Source organism: Idiomarina sp. 28-8, assembly GCF_000320945.2.
Lineage (GTDB): Bacteria > Pseudomonadota > Gammaproteobacteria > Enterobacterales > Alteromonadaceae > Idiomarina > Idiomarina loihiensis.
In genome coordinates this window covers 221,038-236,512 of sequence record NZ_DF266789.1, presented here as the reverse complement: position 1 = coordinate 236,512, position 15,475 = coordinate 221,038, and the positions used below count along the sequence as shown (strand labels likewise).

General features: G+C 45.7%; 13 protein-coding genes and 2 pseudogenes. 10 read left to right on the top strand and 5 right to left on the bottom strand.

Translation table 11 applies throughout. From position 1 onward, the window contains the following. Nucleotides 1–33 precede the first annotated feature (33 nt). From RJ32_RS01240 to RJ32_RS01225, 4 genes are read left to right on the top strand one after another with little or no spacing between them, the layout of a single operon-like run. Nucleotides 34–2,211 carry a TonB-dependent receptor gene (locus RJ32_RS01240; RefSeq protein ID WP_034818411.1) on the top strand — a complete coding sequence of 726 codons (2,178 nt, stop codon included), beginning with the start codon at nt 34–36 and terminating at the stop codon, nt 2,209–2,211. Next, nucleotides 2,211–3,788: a BCCT family transporter gene (locus RJ32_RS01235; RefSeq protein ID WP_034818410.1), complete on the top strand. Its 1,578-nt coding sequence runs from the start codon at nt 2,211–2,213 to the stop codon at nt 3,786–3,788. The genes RJ32_RS01240 and RJ32_RS01235 overlap by 1 nt, the downstream gene beginning before the upstream one ends. Continuing rightward, nucleotides 3,778–4,692 carry a dienelactone hydrolase family protein gene (locus RJ32_RS01230; RefSeq protein ID WP_034818409.1) on the top strand — a complete coding sequence of 305 codons (915 nt, stop codon included), beginning with the start codon at nt 3,778–3,780 and terminating at the stop codon, nt 4,690–4,692. The genes RJ32_RS01235 and RJ32_RS01230 overlap by 11 nt, the downstream gene beginning before the upstream one ends. Then, nucleotides 4,682–5,083, top strand: a complete 402-nt coding sequence (locus tag RJ32_RS01225; protein WP_034818408.1) for a thioesterase family protein — start codon at nt 4,682–4,684, stop codon at nt 5,081–5,083. Before RJ32_RS01230 ends, RJ32_RS01225 begins: the two co-directional genes overlap by 11 nt. Nucleotides 5,084–5,569: 486 nt before the next feature. Here the strand turns inward: RJ32_RS01225 and RJ32_RS01220 are convergent, their stop codons facing one another. From RJ32_RS01220 to RJ32_RS14680, 3 genes are read right to left on the bottom strand one after another with little or no spacing between them, the layout of a single operon-like run. Beyond that, nucleotides 5,570–7,294, bottom strand: coding sequence for a LeoA/HP0731 family dynamin-like GTPase (locus RJ32_RS01220; protein WP_034818407.1), 1,725 nt, complete (start codon nt 7,292–7,294; stop codon nt 5,570–5,572). Further along, nucleotides 7,294–9,732, bottom strand: a complete 2,439-nt coding sequence (locus tag RJ32_RS01215) for a hypothetical protein (protein WP_051018706.1) — start codon at nt 9,730–9,732, stop codon at nt 7,294–7,296. Before RJ32_RS01215 ends, RJ32_RS01220 begins: the two co-directional genes overlap by 1 nt. 35 nt (nt 9,733–9,767) lie before the next feature. Continuing rightward, nucleotides 9,768–10,034: a hypothetical protein gene (locus tag RJ32_RS14680; RefSeq protein ID WP_145914801.1), complete on the bottom strand. Its 267-nt coding sequence runs from the start codon at nt 10,032–10,034 to the stop codon at nt 9,768–9,770. 213 nt (nt 10,035–10,247) lie between these two features. On the opposite strand from RJ32_RS14680, the gene RJ32_RS01210 reads away from it, so the two are divergent. From RJ32_RS01210 to RJ32_RS01195, 4 genes and pseudogenes are all read left to right on the top strand, one after another. Then, the gene (locus RJ32_RS01210) at nt 10,248–10,844 is read left to right on the top strand and encodes a putative adenosine monophosphate-protein transferase Fic (RefSeq protein WP_034818406.1); all 597 of its coding nucleotides are present in this window, start codon (nt 10,248–10,250) and stop codon (nt 10,842–10,844) included. Nucleotides 10,845–11,000: 156 nt separating this feature from the next. Beyond that, a pseudogene (locus tag RJ32_RS01205) lies at nt 11,001–11,231 on the top strand (IS3 family transposase); the annotation flags it as partial. 471 nt (nt 11,232–11,702) lie between these two features. Beyond that, entirely contained in the window at nt 11,703–11,987 is a 285-nt protein-coding gene (locus RJ32_RS01200; protein ID WP_051018704.1) for a helix-turn-helix domain-containing protein, read from the top strand. 5 nt (nt 11,988–11,992) lie between these two features. Next, nucleotides 11,993–13,255 (top strand): type II toxin-antitoxin system HipA family toxin, encoded by a 1,263-nt coding sequence (locus tag RJ32_RS01195; RefSeq protein ID WP_034818405.1) that lies wholly within the window; start codon nt 11,993–11,995, stop codon nt 13,253–13,255. 57 nt (nt 13,256–13,312) lie between these two features. Here the strand turns inward: RJ32_RS01195 and RJ32_RS01190 are convergent, their stop codons facing one another. Further along, entirely contained in the window at nt 13,313–13,612 is a 300-nt protein-coding gene (locus tag RJ32_RS01190; RefSeq protein ID WP_034818403.1) for a type II toxin-antitoxin system RelE/ParE family toxin, read from the bottom strand. Further along, nucleotides 13,613–13,882, bottom strand: coding sequence for a type II toxin-antitoxin system Phd/YefM family antitoxin (locus RJ32_RS01185; protein WP_034818402.1), 270 nt, complete (start codon nt 13,880–13,882; stop codon nt 13,613–13,615). 298 nt (nt 13,883–14,180) lie between these two features. Between RJ32_RS01185 and RJ32_RS14675 the strand changes: the two are divergent. Together RJ32_RS14675 and RJ32_RS01175 are read left to right on the top strand one after the other, a co-directional pair. Then, nucleotides 14,181–14,297, top strand: a pseudogene (locus RJ32_RS14675) (helix-turn-helix domain-containing protein); the annotation flags it as partial. Between the two features lie 484 nt (nt 14,298–14,781). Further along, complete coding sequence (locus RJ32_RS01175) at nt 14,782–15,198, top strand: antitoxin Xre/MbcA/ParS toxin-binding domain-containing protein (RefSeq protein ID WP_051018703.1); 417 nt, start codon at nt 14,782–14,784, stop codon at nt 15,196–15,198. The last annotated feature ends 277 nt before the right edge of the window (nt 15,199–15,475 follow it).

Genomic DNA, 15,475 nt, shown 5'->3' with positions numbered 1-15,475 from the left:
GGGAATATCAGGTAAGAAAAAATAAGGATCAGGATGAAAACGTTATCAGAATTTAAATTATCAGCCGTTGCGCTAACCATTAGTACGCTAATGATTCCAACGACGTCGTTTGCACAAGACAATCAAGACAAAAAAGAAGCTGAGGACGAACAATACGAAACTATTACGGTGACCTCGAACCGCCGGTCAAAAAGCTTAAACGAGGTGCCGATGGCGGTAACCGCTATTGGCTCAATGACTATCGAGCGTGCCAATGTGCTGGATATTGAAGATGTTGCGGGAATGACTCCGGGCTTTTCGATTTCAACCTATAACCCGGTGACACCTCAGCCATACATTCGCGGTGTGGGGACAAACTCAAGCTCAGTTGGTGATGATGCCTCGGTCGGGGTATTTATCGACGATGTCTATGCAGGCCGTGCTGGTGGATTTCGCTCGGATATGTTTGATATTCAGCGGGTGGAGGTTTTAAGAGGCCCCCAGGGCTCTTTATATGGGCGTAATGTTGCCGGCGGTGCAATTAGCGTTATAACCAAAGATCCAACCGATTTTTTTGAAGGAAAAGTAAAAGGCACTCTTGGCAGTTATAACCTGATGGAGCTGCAAGGTATGGTCAGTGGCCCAGTTGCTGATGATGTTAACGGTCGCTTTGCCGGCTCAATTCGTCAACGTGACGGCTGGGTCGATAATGTGTATACCGGCTCTGAATTACGCGATCAGGACAACAAGTCTTTCCGGGGAAAACTTGATTTCAACTTGTCCCAATCTGCTGATCTGATGGTGATTGCGGATTATGCGAAAGATACTTTAAATGGGCCTGGGGCACGGTCGGCTACTCATTATGACGAGGTTTATGGCTCGCCTTATCCGACGCAAGGTGAGGTGGATAAAGTCGACCTGTACAAAGATGGTTCAACGGATCGAGAAATTTATGGTCTGTCGGCAAATTTAAGCGTTGATCTCGATGACTACTTATTTACTTCAATTACTGCCTACCGTAAGCAGGACTACTACTTTTTTGATGATTTAACCGGGCGCTATTTGCGTGACTCGGGAACGTCGTTAATGAACGATGCCAGCGAAACGTCAGAGCAGATCACGCAAGAGTTCCGCTTACAGAACCTGACTAATGGTCCTTTTGAATGGACAGCGGGTGTGTATTTGTTTAATGAAGACATTGAGCGCCTCGAAGCTTGGGACTCAACTAAGATGTACGAGTTACAAGGGGTAAACAATACGAGTTCGCGTGGTGCCTGGGATGCGGCGAACGAGACTGACAGTTACGCGATTTTTGGTGAGGGAAGTTATCGCCTGAACGATCATTGGGGGTTAACCGTTGGTGGTCGTTATACCTACGATAAGAAAGACTTCTCGGTCACCGCAAGCGGCGCGCCGGATTTATTAGGTTTCTTGCAGGAGAATTACGAAGTTGCTGAGGAAAAAAGCTGGAACAGCTTTACCCCGAAACTGACAGTGAACTACTTCACCGATCAGGGTGACATGCTCTACTTGACCCTGTCGGAAGGTTATAAAGCCGGAGGTTATAACGGCATTGCCGCGACCGAGCAAGCCGCGAGTGTGCCGTTTGATCAAGAAAAGGCAAAAAACTATGAGCTTGGCTTTAAAGCTCGCTTTTTCGATAGGGCGCTGTCATTGAACGGTGCTGCCTACTTTCTTGATTATACGGATTTGCAGAACTTTACTACCGACATTGAAACGGGCGAAGTTCGTACTGCAACGGGAGACGCTGAAATTAAAGGGATCGAGCTCGACGCGAATGCATTCTTGACCGATGGGCTGCGCATGTTTGCCACTTATGCGTTTACGGATTCGGAATTCACCTCTTTTGAGAGTGACCCAAGTGTTATCGGCAATGCGTTGGCTCGTACACCTGAGCACAGTGGTTCAGTCGGCTTTAATTATCAGTGGTTGCTGGATAATGGGCAGAATCTGGACTGGCGGACCGATGTGACTTACCAAGATGAGATGTTTTTCAGTGTCAGTAATGAAGAGACGGCGAAAACGGACAGCTACGCATTAGTGAACTCCAATGTTACTTGGGAAACGAGGGATGGATGGGAATTCTCTATCTATGGCAAAAACTTAACGGATAAAGAGTATATTGTTCATTCTTTTTCACTGACAGGAGTTGGCTTCGCTATTCAAGGAGAGCCTCGTACGTTCGGAATTAGCGTCGCTAAATCGTTCTAATGAAACAGTCAAAACTGGACGTCGCCGTTTTTACTCCGGCGTTTATCATAGCAGCTGCTGTAGCAGCTGCGTTGATCCTTGCACCGGCGCAATCTCAAGCATGGGCGAACCAAGCAATGTCGGCTATTACCGAGAACTTTGGTTGGCTGCTGATGTTATTCGGTTTCGGTTCCTTTGTTTTTGCACTGTGGCTGGCCTTTGGCCGCTACGGGCAAGTGAAGCTAGCCAGAGAGCATGTTGAGAAGGAGTATTCGGAGGTTAGCTGGGCAGCGATGATGTTTTCCGCCGGTATCGGCATAGGTTTAATGAGTTGGTCTTTTGTTGAGCCAATTTATTATTTGTCGACACCGCCACTGGGCATCGAGCCGCATTCCACCTCAGCTTATAACTGGGGCCACATGTATACGCTGTTTCACTGGAGCTTTGTGCCCTGGACGCTTTATGCGATCCCGGCAGTCGCGGTTGCTTACCGTTTGTATGTGCGTAATCGTCCCTTTTTACGAATTTCTGAAGCGTGTCGTCCCATTTTTAACAAACAAAGTGACGGCGTTTTAGGGGCTGTAACCGATACTTTGATCCTGCTCGGTTTACTGGGTGGGGCAGGGACATCGTTGGGCTTGGGTGTACCGCTTGTCTCCGAGTTGGTGAGCCATCTGTTCGACGTAGAAGACTCTATTGGGATGCGCTTAGGCGTTATCGGCTTTTGGGCGTTGTTGTTTGGCGGTAGTGCGTATCGGGGATTAAAGCAGGGGATCCGCTGGCTGAGCGACATTAACATTGTGCTGGCGATCATCGTGGTGCTGTTTGTGTTATTTGCCGGGCCAACGGTGTTCATTTTGTCGTTAACCGTGAACAGTTTAGGGCTGCTGCTTGATAGTTTTGCTCAAATTAGCTTTTGGCTGGCTCCAATAACTGGCGATAGCTTTCCGGATAACTGGACGCTGTTTTATTGGGCATGGTGGATAGCGTATGCCCCGCTAATGGGTTTATTTATTGGCCGAATTTCTAAAGGTCGCACGATAAAAAGTCTGGTGCTTGGCACACTCAGCTGGGGCAGCTTAGGCTGCATGACCTTCCTTGCAGTATGTGGTGCGTATGCGCAGCACCTTCAGTTGACCGGCGCATTGGATGTTTCGTCCATATTGGGCACGTCGGGTATACCGACGACGGTGGTCGCAATATTAGAAACGCTACCGTTTAGTACTCTGGTGATTACGGTGTTTACCTTGCTGAGCTTTGTGTTCTTAGCGACAACACTGGACTCATCGGCGTATGTGCTTGCCAGTATCAGTACGAAGAACCTTGCGGGGGAAGAAGAGCCTGCCCGGTGGAACCGCGTTGCCTGGGCCGCTATTTTAGCCGCTCTTGCGGTGGGACTGTTGGTGATTGACGCTTTAGACACGGTAAAAGCATCGACCGTTATGTTGGCATTGCCGCTTATTCCGGTGCTGTTAGTGCTGTTCAAATCATTACTGAAGCAATTAAACGACGACTTTGGCCAACGACTCGCTAAACCAGAGCTGGTGGTATCGGTCAAAGAAGCGAATAACGAAGAAGGAGCGAAGAATGATAAATAAAACCATAGGCGCTGTACTATCGCTGAGCGCTGTGTTGATCATGAGTGGCTGCGCATCCGATGTGGGCGATAACCGGGCTAGTTTGGAAGACGCGGTTGATAATGGTATTCAGGAAGACTGGATCGCCAAAGCGCAACAACATGCCGAGCAAACGGTCTCACCTAAGCCATTGTCGCAGCTACAGGCGGAGCTATTGCCGCACGAAAACGTGTACTTGCCGGATGATGAAACCGCAGCACCTTACCCAACCCTTGTGTTCCTGCATGGGTGCAGTGGCTCAACGACAAGCCATGAAGAAGATTGGGCTGAACGTTTTAATGGCTTGGGTGTGGCGGTAATTTCTGTTGATAGTTACAGCGGTCGCGACATTGACTGGAACGATGCTTGTAACTTCCAAAAGATGACGCCTTGGGAGCGCTCCGGCGATATTGTTGCAACGATAGAATCTTTGTCAGAGCGTGATGAATTTGATGAGGATAATGTCTATTTGGCCGGGTTTTCGCATGGTGCGGGAACCATATGGACGTTTTTGCGCCAACTGTCTGACGAAAAAGCGCCGCTAAGCCTGGCCAGCTGGCCGGAGACGGATTACGAAGCAGTGATTGATGGCGCCTTTATGTTTTACGGCACCTGCCGTGGACAATGGTCGGTTGATATCGACTCGCAAATGTTTCTTGGCAGCGACGATAGATATATTGACGAAGCGGAATGCGTGAACTATTCACACCCGAAAGATGCCGGGGACTTTGAGTACGTGGTGTACCCGGGCGCGACACACACGTTTGACCACGCTGAACCGAACCCGGCGAACGTTGAAGCCGGGAGTATTTACGATGAGCAGGCAACTCTAGATGCCTGGCAGCGCATTAAAGCGATGATAGAGGGTGACGGTAATGCCAAATAACGAGGCTATTACGAGCTTTCAAGGGGTTGTGCATCCTTGGTTGTGCGATGAAATGGGCCATTTGAACACCCGGCACTATGTCGGGATGTTCGATGATGCCATGCAACATTTTATGCGCCACCTTGGACATAACGCTGCAGAGGCGCGCAAGCAACACCTTGGCTGGGCAGATGTGCGTCATGAAATTGATTATGTCGCCGAGGTGCCTGTAGGCACTTTGGTGCATATTGATTGCGAGGTGGAGAAGCTGGGCAATAAGTCGATTCGCTATCGCCAAATCATGTACTTAAGTGACACCGGTGAGGTTGCGGCGGAGAACGTGGCGACCTCAGTGCTGTTTGACATGAAAGCACGAAAAGCCGTACCGCTGCCGGATGAGTTTCGGGTTTAAGAGATGGGCTAGTGAGTTCAAGTTTTGGTTTTACTCCTTTTCTGGTGAAATCCGTTTGTAAACATTAGAATAGGAAAACAACTTACCCATTATCCACGCGCGTCGACATACAGATCCCTGGATATGGGCGGGAAAACCGGCCTTAGGTCGGTTTTTTCATTTCAGGGATGACAGTATTGCGTACGCGAGTATACATCGACGGCTATAACTTATACTTCGGCAGCCAAGAAGGAACGCCTTACAAGTGGTTAAACCCTGTCTCTCTCGTTGAGAAACTTCTGAAACGTTCCGGCTCTTGCAATTCATTTCTAGACCCTTTATCAGTCAAATATTTTACCGCAGAAATTAATGCAAGGCAGCTACTGATCCTAGCTCACTAAATGATCAGCGTGCTTATCACCTTGCTTTAAATGACTTTTCCCCGCAAATTAGTCTCTCTAGTAGCGACTCACCGAGAAGCGTTGGTTATTGACGTTTATTTTCATACTAGGCATTTAACTGTTCGTTAGCGTTTTGCGTAGGCAGTTGACTAGCAATCGATTCGGCTTCTGCTCGCCAGTCATGGAATCGCTGTTGCTGCTCACGTGTTTTTTCTAATTGAACACTAAGCTCTTCAATTTGAATTATCAGTGCCTGATAATTTCCAAAGAACTGCGCTTTAAAGTCATCCGAATTGATAAGCTCAAGTAGTTCTCTCCGTTGCTTCTCAAACCCTTCAACTAACTCCCCGATAGAATTATTAAACTTTTCTTCACGCTGGTACCTGTCGTATGAGTCCCATGCTTCAATTGCTAAACCTAACAATGCTAAAGCACCGTTAGCGCCTTTCGCCAGCTTATCCGCTCCATAGGGCTTAAATTTTAGATATTTAGCGATGTCGACCCCAAGCGTTTTGGCAACGCTGACCACACCATCACGTGCCGCTAAAATTGTTTTATTATTTATTATATTGCTTTTAGCGGCTTGGTTAATACCTGACTTTCCCATCGAGCGTAAGGTTTTATCGAAATGACTGAGTTCATTATCAAAGCTGCTCTGCATCTTTTCTAATTGGAGATTAATAGGCCCCATTTGACGACTGAATTCATTGCGTAAGTTCGTTTCGATGATAATGCCTTCGTCACCAAATTCACGCTGAATAAACTCATTGATCGTTTCTAAGCTACAACCTTGAGCTTGCAAAATAAGATCAGAAAAGTAGTTGCTGATAAACTCGCGTAGGTTGATCCGTGTTTGCTCAATTTCATCGTTAGTATCTGTTAACTGGCCGCGTAGACGACTGTGTAACTGCTGTAACTTCTCAACTTCTTCTGAAATGGTTTGGTCTGCTTCAATTGCTTCAGGCAGTTGTTTATGCAAAACATCACGGACAACGCTGGTTTGCATATCAAGAGCTAATGACTCATAACCGCCATTGTTTTTAATTTTTTCATTGGTTGCTTGCTGAAGTAATTCGATGTGAGAGAGCTTTTTAAACTCGCCGCTGTTCTGTAACCAATGTTCAACACCGAGATCAAATGGGTTTGCGGCAACCGCCACGATTGATAGTTGACTCGCCTCTGCTTCTGTTAAAGACAATATGTCCTGTAATCGAGTGGTAACGTTTTCCTGCTTGATGTGAAGGTTATTTTGATAGTCCTCTTCGTCTTCAATATCGGCAACTTCGTCAAACTGACTCAATACAAACACCGTTCTCGGTAAAATATCGAGTGATTGAAATAACCAATGCAAGTCGTCTTTATGGCTATCTTTTATCGGGTTCGTGGAGTTCATTACATACAAGACTAAGTGAGCGTCACTCACGTGTTTTTTAGTGATGTCTTTGTACTTCTCTATTTGCTGAGTATCTGAGTTCTCTTGCTCTTTGAACCCAAACAATCCCGGGGTATCAACCAGTACAAATTCTTCACCGATGTCATAGACTTTGACTTCATTCGATGACTCTTGATGACTGATTTTCATACTGGATTTATCGAGTTTTTCCATCCAGGCAGCTGCAATTGACGTTTTCCCTTCTGAAAAACCTCCGACTAGGGCAACCTTGAGTTTTTCGTCATTCAAATTTTTTGAGGCCTGGTTTACTTTGTCGATAAGTGCTGGGTCAATATCAATACCAACATCACCGCCTTCTCTTAAAAAAGTCTCAAGCCTTGCAAGCAAGCTCAGCGTTTTTGATTGCTGCTCTTTAAAACTGTTGAGAGTACTTTCCATTACATAACTCCTAATGCGTTAACTTGGTTAGACAATGTTTTTAGTCTGACACTGGCTTGCTGAATCATCTGATGACGTCTCTTTGCCTGTTTTGTTGGGTTTTCCAGGGCTTTGTCGAGATCTTCCACTATGCTTTTCATTTCAGGAATGGCGTTATCTAAGTTTTCCGTCAGGCTCTGCTTAAGTTGGTCCATGACTTTATGTAAGTTTTCGTCAGTAGATTTCCTTTGCTGAGACATCTTGTAGCTACTGCTGAAAAAGCTGGCTACGGCTTTAGCGACCGATACGACGACTCCGGCGGCAGAAGCAATAACGAAGTAAAGGCCAGCCCCTCCGGTGAAAGGGGCTGATACAAGACCACCAATAACTGAAGCAACTAAACCGGTCACATTGATACCGTTATCTATTTTAATTTTTAGGTTCAGTTTCTCGTCCAGTTTTGACGAGCTAAGCTGCTCTGAAATATTGCTCAGCTCCTGTGTCTGCTCTTCAAATCGCTTAAGAATATCAGCGACATCCTCTTGGAAGCGCTTTATTTCATGCTCCATTGCGTCGGGGAGCTTTTGATTTAAAACATCTTGTTCCGTTTTTATTGCTGTTTTTAATGCCTGCTTAAAAGCGTCATTACTAATGTCTTTCTCGATGGCTTCATAGGTCGACTGGCGAGCACGTCGTGAAAACCGCTGTAGCATTGATTCACCGCGTGAATGAAGACGTTTTTGCAACGCAGAGAAGCTTGTTTTTAATTGATGTTGGGAGCTGTTTTGAGTGCTGTTAAGTTCATCGGTAAGCGTGCTGAACGTATCTGATAATACATCCAGTGCATCAGTCGTGTTATCTACCGCTAATTTAGCTTTGTAGAAATTGGACTGCTGAATTTTCGCTTGGCTGTTAGGCAGAAGCTCAAGCTTTAATTTATCGATAAAGGCATGAATTTTTGATGCGTCAATAAGCTCACTTTCAGAAAACGCTTGTAGACACTTTTCTCGGCGCTTCTCATTTTCAGAGTTGGGCTCCAGGCAATCTGTCGATGCAAGAAACGCAGGTAATGCAGATAGTGAGATTGCGCTTTGGAAATGAGAGCCCAAGTGCTCACGCATGGTGTCTTCAAGTGTAAGGAGACTGGCTTTCTCATCATCTGACAAAAGTGGTCGGTTCTTGAGTGTGTATTTCGGGTTCGTGACTTTCTTGTTAAAGATTGTCCAGACTTCTGTTTGCGCTCCTAAGTGCAGTTTGATCTTTTCAAGTGTGCCTTTTCGTTCATTGTCCCCTGTTTGAGGAGGAGCTGGCTTATTGGTGACGTAAAATACGGCATGCGCGGTTTGCACCGCTTTTTCTATTTCATGAACCACTTGTCCTTCTTTACCCTCGATACCAGGCACATCCAATAACGCGAAAGGTTGTCCATTGACGGTGAAGTCATAGCGTTGCGTTTGCTTTGTAAAGTCAGGTTGTCCATTTCCGATGATCTCCCCGTCAGCGGAATTGACCAATTCGGCGTGTTTTTCTTCAAGAGACGCTTCGAGTTGCTGCTCTTCATCGAAAAAAGCTCGTTGTTGAGCTTCTATAGCCGCTTTTTGGCTAAGTAACTCACTTTTAGCGTCTCTTGTTTTACGTTGTAAACCGTCAAGTTTCTTAGCGCGCTCCTGTTGAATGTGCTCATTCTTTGATTGCTGCGCGTTAAACTGTTGACGGGTCGCGTCGACTTGTTGAGTTGTCTCGGTCAGTTTATTTTGAAGCGACATCAGCTCCACTTCTTCAGGTAGCTTTTTGAATAAAAGTATAAGCTTTTGCCAAAGTGACGTTTGTTGCCTCTTATTGTGAATGGCTGATGTGAGCTGTTGCTCTTTTTGTGACAGTTCGCGAACTACCTGCTCTTTAGACTCGAGTGATGTGCCGAGCTTTTCAAGCTCTGACTGGAGAGACGCCTCAATTTCCTGATACTCTGCTTCTAACTCACGTCGGCTCTTTTCATGGTTATCGTCAATTGCCTTGAGCTGCTCCTCTAGCTCATTCATTTTGAGGGTGCTCTCTTCAATACTTTGCTGTAAATGAGTGAGGGCGGATTGCGCATCCACATAGCCACTGTAAGAGGCTTTAAACACCTTTTGAGTCGCTTTTTTTGTCGGCTCATCTAATAAAATCCTCAACGTTTCGATGAGAGTTGATTTTCCTGCGCCGGTTTCTCCATAAAAAGCGATGGTAAATGTATCCCATTCGGCATTACTTTGTAACTCAGAGAGCTGGTTTTGAAGTGATTGCTGAAGTTCTTGAAGCTGTGAGCGTGTCTTTTGGCTTACTTCTTTAAGCTCAGGAGCGCTGGAATCAGCTGAAGTTGAATCGATCACTTTTGTCAGTTGTTGACTAATAGCGTCGTAAATAGCGCTAGGGGAGGAAAGTTCGATTGCCTTTTCTCGTTGGCTTCCAGTCCCTTGCATGAAAATATCCTTTTTATTGAACTTTGGATACGCAATTAATCATAATGTCTTTTGTAACGCAAGCTCAAAAATAACGGCTCACGCTCATCGAGAAGCAGGGGGGCGAATCTATCTTGTGGCTTTTTAGGCTGGTTTGGTTTTAACTCTTGAAAACAAGGGTTTTCAAGAGTAAATGTGCGTAGAGTCGGACGTTGATCTCCGTCCGAGCCACCTCGTGAAAGAGTGTCATCATTATAAAGCGTTATAACCAGATTATACATCTCAATGCCCATGGAGCTCGTAGGCAATAAGCGATCGTTCACGCGAGTCCACATGGCTATTTTTTGTCTGGTATGGTAAGATTTATAGTGTTAGGAGGGTACAATCCATGACAAATGCTATTTTAAAGACGAGCAAAACTCGTAAGGCTCGGTTCACGCCGAATATGAAAAACTTCGAGACAAGCCTAAGCTACGAAGGGTTGAAACTTAAAGAAGCGAATAGGCATCTGACTGTTGCTGAATTAAAGCAAAAGTATGCGAGATAAGTACGGGGTAGCTCAAGACAGATATTGTTACCCCAACTCAGATGTTCTCAAGAACCTTCTTGATATTCGAGAGCCAAGCGAGCTAGAAGAAGCTGAAGCCTCATTCAGTGCCGCTCGCGCCAAGGATTATATTGCGCCACACCTAACACTCTCCGATTTCACGTTACCTCACCTTAAGCAGCTACACCATCACCTATTTCAAGACGTTTACGAATGGGCGGGCGAATTGAGAGATGTTGATATTTCAAAAGGTACGACGCGATTCTGCACATGGCCACGTATTGAACCAGAGTCGAACAAACTACTTGAAAAAGTTCCTTCACTCGAACACTTGCAAACAGAAAAAGAGTTAATAATTGGTGTTGCTGACTTATTCTGTGAGATTAATTTGCTTCATCCTTTTAGAGAAGGAAATGGTCGAGTCCAGCGGCTCTTTTTTGAGGAAATGCTATTCGTATTGGGCTACGACCTGTCTTGGCCTAATATATCGCAGGACCACTGGATAGATGCAAATGTTGCGGGCGTTAATTGTGATCTGTCTCTGCTTGAAGCAATTTTCTCTCAAGCAATTTCAAATATAGACTGATGAACTCACTAGTGATTATTACAAGGGGTAGTAAAGTGCGCATTTCGGGGTCATCCGGGCAGTGATTTCGGCCTAAGCCGGACAAGCATTTCGGTATCATCCGCACATTGATTTCGGCGTCGGCCCGGACATCAAAAACAGGCTGACCAATGGTCCGCTGAAGACAAGTTGGCCATCGTTATCGAAACCGCCGGCTTATCTGAAGCTGAGCTGTCGGCGTATTGTCGTGAAAAAGGCTTATTTACCGAGCAGGTCAAACAGTGGCGTACGGATTGCCTGCAGGGCTTTGGTCGCACTGCTGACAGTGAGCGGCAGGTCAAGCAGGAGCGCAAAAAAACGACCAAAGAAATTAAAAAGCTTAAGGCCGAGGTTCGTCGCAAAGACTAAAGCGTTAGCTGAAACGAGCGCCCTGTTGGTGCTGTCAAAAAAGCTCGAGGCCTTATACGGAGACGAACCGGACAACGAGGACGACTAACGCCGCAAAGCGAGCGTATAAGGCTACCGGGTTTTTAAAGAGTTAAAAGTGTCTAGTAAAGTCTGGGAAATCCAAAGAGAGCATCGTTCCGCTTATCTACAAATCGGTCCTTTCGTATTAATACATGGGTCGCGGCAGTGCGGTGAGTAGTCACAGTGACAAAATTGACCCGCCAAGAATTGTTCGGGTAGACCGAAAGCGGTGATCGGATTAAACCGAAATCATCTTAGCGACAATTATCTTGGCCGGACCGGCCACCGTAATTGCTGCTAAATACATCACCAGAGTTGTGTTAAATCTAAATAACAACAAAATGATTGTTTTTTGTTTCTATACAGCGTATAAGTTGTATTAAATAATGAAAACAATTTTTGGATTGTGTTATGAAGACATTAAATGAACTGAGCGAACGATTAGTTAGAGAGCGCAAGAAAAGAAAGTTGTCACAAAAAGACATGCGCATGCTTATAGGAATGTCGCAGCAACAGTATCAACGGGTGGAGTCTGGGCAGGATTTAAAAGTCTCAACGCTATTGCGCATTCTTGCTGGCTTAGATTTGGAACTCGCGGTTGTAGATCCGTCAGATGTTGATGGTAAAAGTACAACTCCAGCAAACTCAGAGACAGAGAGTATTTGGGCTAGCAGACACAAGCATCTCGAGGACTAGGTAAGATGAAGACGAAACGCATAGAGCACGTCGAAGGCCTCAGTCTCAGTATTAATAACCAAGAAATTGGTGTCATATCTCATTATTCGGGCGGTAAGAACATTTTAGTCTTTTCGCCTGATTATGTGGCGTTGCCTGCAAAGAAACGCAACACATTTACGATGTCCCAATTGGTGAATGAACAGGCTCTTGGTAAACCAGTTATCAGTTCGCAACGTTTGCCGCCGGTATTATCCAATCTTCTGCCCGAAGGGGCATTAAGACACTGGATGGCACAGTCGCTTAAAGTGCATGAGGACAATGAATTCCCGCTAATGGCGCATATGGGCCGGAGTTTGCCGGGAAGTCTTATTGCATCTCCGATAATTGCAGGTCAGCTCCCAGTTTGGGCGCTTGATCATCGTGAACAAGTTGAAGCTATACAAATTGATGTCGCCACCCAACAAAACAAGTTTTCCCTTGCCGGCGTACAAATGAAATTCTCTTCAGTTCGCAACAAAGATGGCAGATTCAATATCGGCACTGATGCCAATGATGACAGCTGGATCATTAAAACACCATCCACTGTGCATCAGTTTGTGCCTTTTAATGAGTTCTCGGCTATGCGTCTTGCAGAGGCTGCAGGCGTTGATATTCCAGAGATAAAATTGGTTGAATTATCTAATCTGGATAATCTACCGAATATTCAATTGCCGAACGAACAATACGCATACGCAATCAAGCGATTTGATAGGGACAATGGGAAACGAGTGCACACTGAAGATTTCGCTCAAATATTCCAAGTATACTCCTATGCAAAATATGAAAAGTACAACTATGAACAGATTGCGGATGCGCTCTATTCCTACAGCCATCAAGCCTTAAAAGACGTCCAGCAACTGGCTAGGCGCATACTTGTGAATATATTACTTGCCAATGGTGATGCACACCTTAAGAACTGGTCGGTGATATATTCCAACCCTCAGCGGCCCATGTTATCTCCTGCCTATGATATAGTTTCAACAATACCTTACGTCAAAGGCGAGAAGGAATTCGCGTTAAATATGGCCAAAAACAAAAATTGGTATGACGTGAGCATGGCATCGTTCGAAATTTGGGCTAATCGTGTTGGCTTTCCGTGGCAAGCTGTCAAAGTACACCTCACGGATACTTTAGAGAAAGCCCGGACTGTTTGGCCTAAATTATTAACTGAGTTGCCGATGCATCGAGAGCACAAGCAAGTACTGAGACATCATTGGTCGAAACTGCATGAAGATTTTAGGCTGTAAATCGCCATGAACTGTAATAGCTCTTGGGGATAACCGTCGTTCACGACGGTGAGGAGGTCAAGTTTCAGTCTCCGTTAATTCAAGTTGTCTCTCACTACGCCAGACTCGAATGAGCACAACTTCTGTTGCTTGCCTAAGGTAGACAAGAAGAAAAGGCGCGTGGATCAACTCACGAATATTCTCCAGATTGAATTCAGGAACAACTCGGCCAGCATCAGGGTGGATTTGAAGCATTCCACAATGCTCTAGGATAGCAGCGACGAATTCATCACCGATATGCGGCACATCCTGCTCTCTGTAAAACTCCTGAATAGTCTGCAAGTCCTCTAGGGCTGACTGCGCGATGCCTAACTCCATCTACTTGATGCCCAGCGTTGCCTTGGCGTCCTCCAGCGATACAGTATTGCCCTCACGAACATCCATAAGCCCCAGGGCCACCGCCTTTACAAATCGCAATTCTTCTGCGGTTTTCTCGTAATCTTCAAGCCCCTGGACAACAGCCATGCCGCGGCCACGACTAGTAAGCAGGATTGGACGATGCGTATCCTTTGCTCGACCAACTACCTTTCCTGGATTAATCTTCAGGTCTGATATAGGAATGACATCCTCGGAGAATTTCACTTGCATAGCGATCACCTAGCCAAAAACAGGTTTCAATAATAGCACCTGTTAATAGGTGCGATAAATAAAAATAACATTTATTTACTATGCGTGCGGACTTTTTAACTCGTTAAATTAATAGTTCAGACGCATTGACTCACTAAAAGTCAAACCTAGCAAGCTCGGTTGCCTCATCTAAAATCAAACGCTACGGGAATGATTGTCACCGGCAATGTAAAACTGACCCACTAACGGCAATTTAAAATTGACCCACCTGAGGCACAATGACCGCCTGGTCTGAAAAAAGAACGGCGGTTGAGATGCAATGTTAAATCAGGAGTCACTAGCGGATATTCATGTGTTACACCAACAGGGTCACAGTATCCGGGCTATCAGCCGCCAACTCGGCATAGCACGAAACACCGTTCGCAGTTATTTGCGCGATATCGCCCGAACACCAAATGGCTGTTTCTGGCTCTGGCGGTGTGATCGTATTTTCATAAAAGCCTTTTACGACGCGTCTTAGCAAGCCCTTCTTTACGCTATCAGCGAGGAACTTTCTAAAAGCAGGGTCACAAGGCACGCCCAACATAAAAGCAAGCTCATTTGCACTGTGAACGCCACCGCCGACACTAACCGCTTTCGCCAATGCGTTTAATAGCTTATCAGACTTAGTCATAGGTCTACATAAAGTTACTTTTTAAGTAATAATTTGTAGACCTAAAGGCAGGCGTAGGGCTTTATCCAGATTTTAAGGACACAACCATGCGCGGCTCCGGTTTATCCTTTAGCAATCAACTACATTGGACTACACAAAAAAGAGTGCTAACCATGGCGGTATCGAAATCGAAAAATAAATAACGAGCACTTGCAGTATCATTTGATAGCGTTAAACTCTAACTGTCATTTGATAGAGGCGTTGAGTCATGCACGCACAAGCATTAACGTTTGATCCTGCGCAGTTTCGGGAAAACCACGAAGGGAAAACCGTGGAAAAAGACCAAGTGGCTTTCAACATTGCCGTTCGTATACTGGACTTTTGGGAATTTTCGGACGCAGAGAAAGCCGTTGTGTTGGGGGATATTCCCATCGCAACCTTTCGTCGGATGAAAAGTGGCAGGATGCGATCCAAGCTGACAACAGACCGTCGCACGCGTGTTTCATTGATCCTCGGTATTCATGAGGCGTTGCGAATTTTATTCTTGCAGGACGCGTATAAACAGGAATGGATCAAAAATTGCAACCGAGCTTTTGGGGAGAACTCACCGAAAGATGTCATGCTCTCAGGCTCGCTCGTTGGTCTGTATGAGATCCGTCGTTATCTGGACGCATCAAGGAGCTAATTGACCTTAAAGAGCAGGTTCGCTCCTTTGCCGTAGCAAGCTGTAGCATCGGGTTGGCTGGGTTACTAAAACAAACTTTAATGCTTTTTTGCTCAATTTTTGGGGTAAATGATGACAAAAAGCCTGCAGGTACTCGCGATCACTGCTATGCGTCAACATGCGGGTACATAAATGCCGCTGAATAAGCGATCAGTGGCTGAGAGAGAATGGCGTTTACCCCAGAAATTGTGCAAAACTAATAAATGCCCTATAAAGAAGCCCCCCAATTCCCCACAAA

What these genes read in the sequence shown, in the direction of transcription:
- RJ32_RS01175 (WP_051018703.1), top strand. Translation starts at nt 14,782, where the DNA reads ATGCACGCACAAGCATTAACGTTTGATCCTGCGCAGTTTCGGGAAAAC.
- RJ32_RS01235 (WP_034818410.1), top strand. Translation starts at nt 2,211, where the DNA reads ATGAAACAGTCAAAACTGGACGTCGCCGTTTTTACTCCGGCGTTTATC.
- RJ32_RS01195 (WP_034818405.1), top strand. Translation starts at nt 11,993, where the DNA reads ATGAAGACGAAACGCATAGAGCACGTCGAAGGCCTCAGTCTCAGTATT.
- RJ32_RS01240 (WP_034818411.1), top strand. Translation starts at nt 34, where the DNA reads ATGAAAACGTTATCAGAATTTAAATTATCAGCCGTTGCGCTAACCATT.
- RJ32_RS01190 (WP_034818403.1), bottom strand. Translation starts at nt 13,612, where the DNA reads ATGGAGTTAGGCATCGCGCAGTCAGCCCTAGAGGACTTGCAGACTATT.
- RJ32_RS01185 (WP_034818402.1), bottom strand. Translation starts at nt 13,882, where the DNA reads ATGCAAGTGAAATTCTCCGAGGATGTCATTCCTATATCAGACCTGAAG.
- RJ32_RS01215 (WP_051018706.1), bottom strand. Translation starts at nt 9,732, where the DNA reads ATGCAAGGGACTGGAAGCCAACGAGAAAAGGCAATCGAACTTTCCTCC.
- RJ32_RS01225 (WP_034818408.1), top strand. Translation starts at nt 4,682, where the DNA reads ATGCCAAATAACGAGGCTATTACGAGCTTTCAAGGGGTTGTGCATCCT.
- RJ32_RS01200 (WP_051018704.1), top strand. Translation starts at nt 11,703, where the DNA reads ATGAAGACATTAAATGAACTGAGCGAACGATTAGTTAGAGAGCGCAAG.
- RJ32_RS01230 (WP_034818409.1), top strand. Translation starts at nt 3,778, where the DNA reads ATGATAAATAAAACCATAGGCGCTGTACTATCGCTGAGCGCTGTGTTG.
- RJ32_RS01210 (WP_034818406.1), top strand. Translation starts at nt 10,248, where the DNA reads ATGCGAGATAAGTACGGGGTAGCTCAAGACAGATATTGTTACCCCAAC.
- RJ32_RS01220 (WP_034818407.1), bottom strand. Translation starts at nt 7,294, where the DNA reads ATGGAAAGTACTCTCAACAGTTTTAAAGAGCAGCAATCAAAAACGCTG.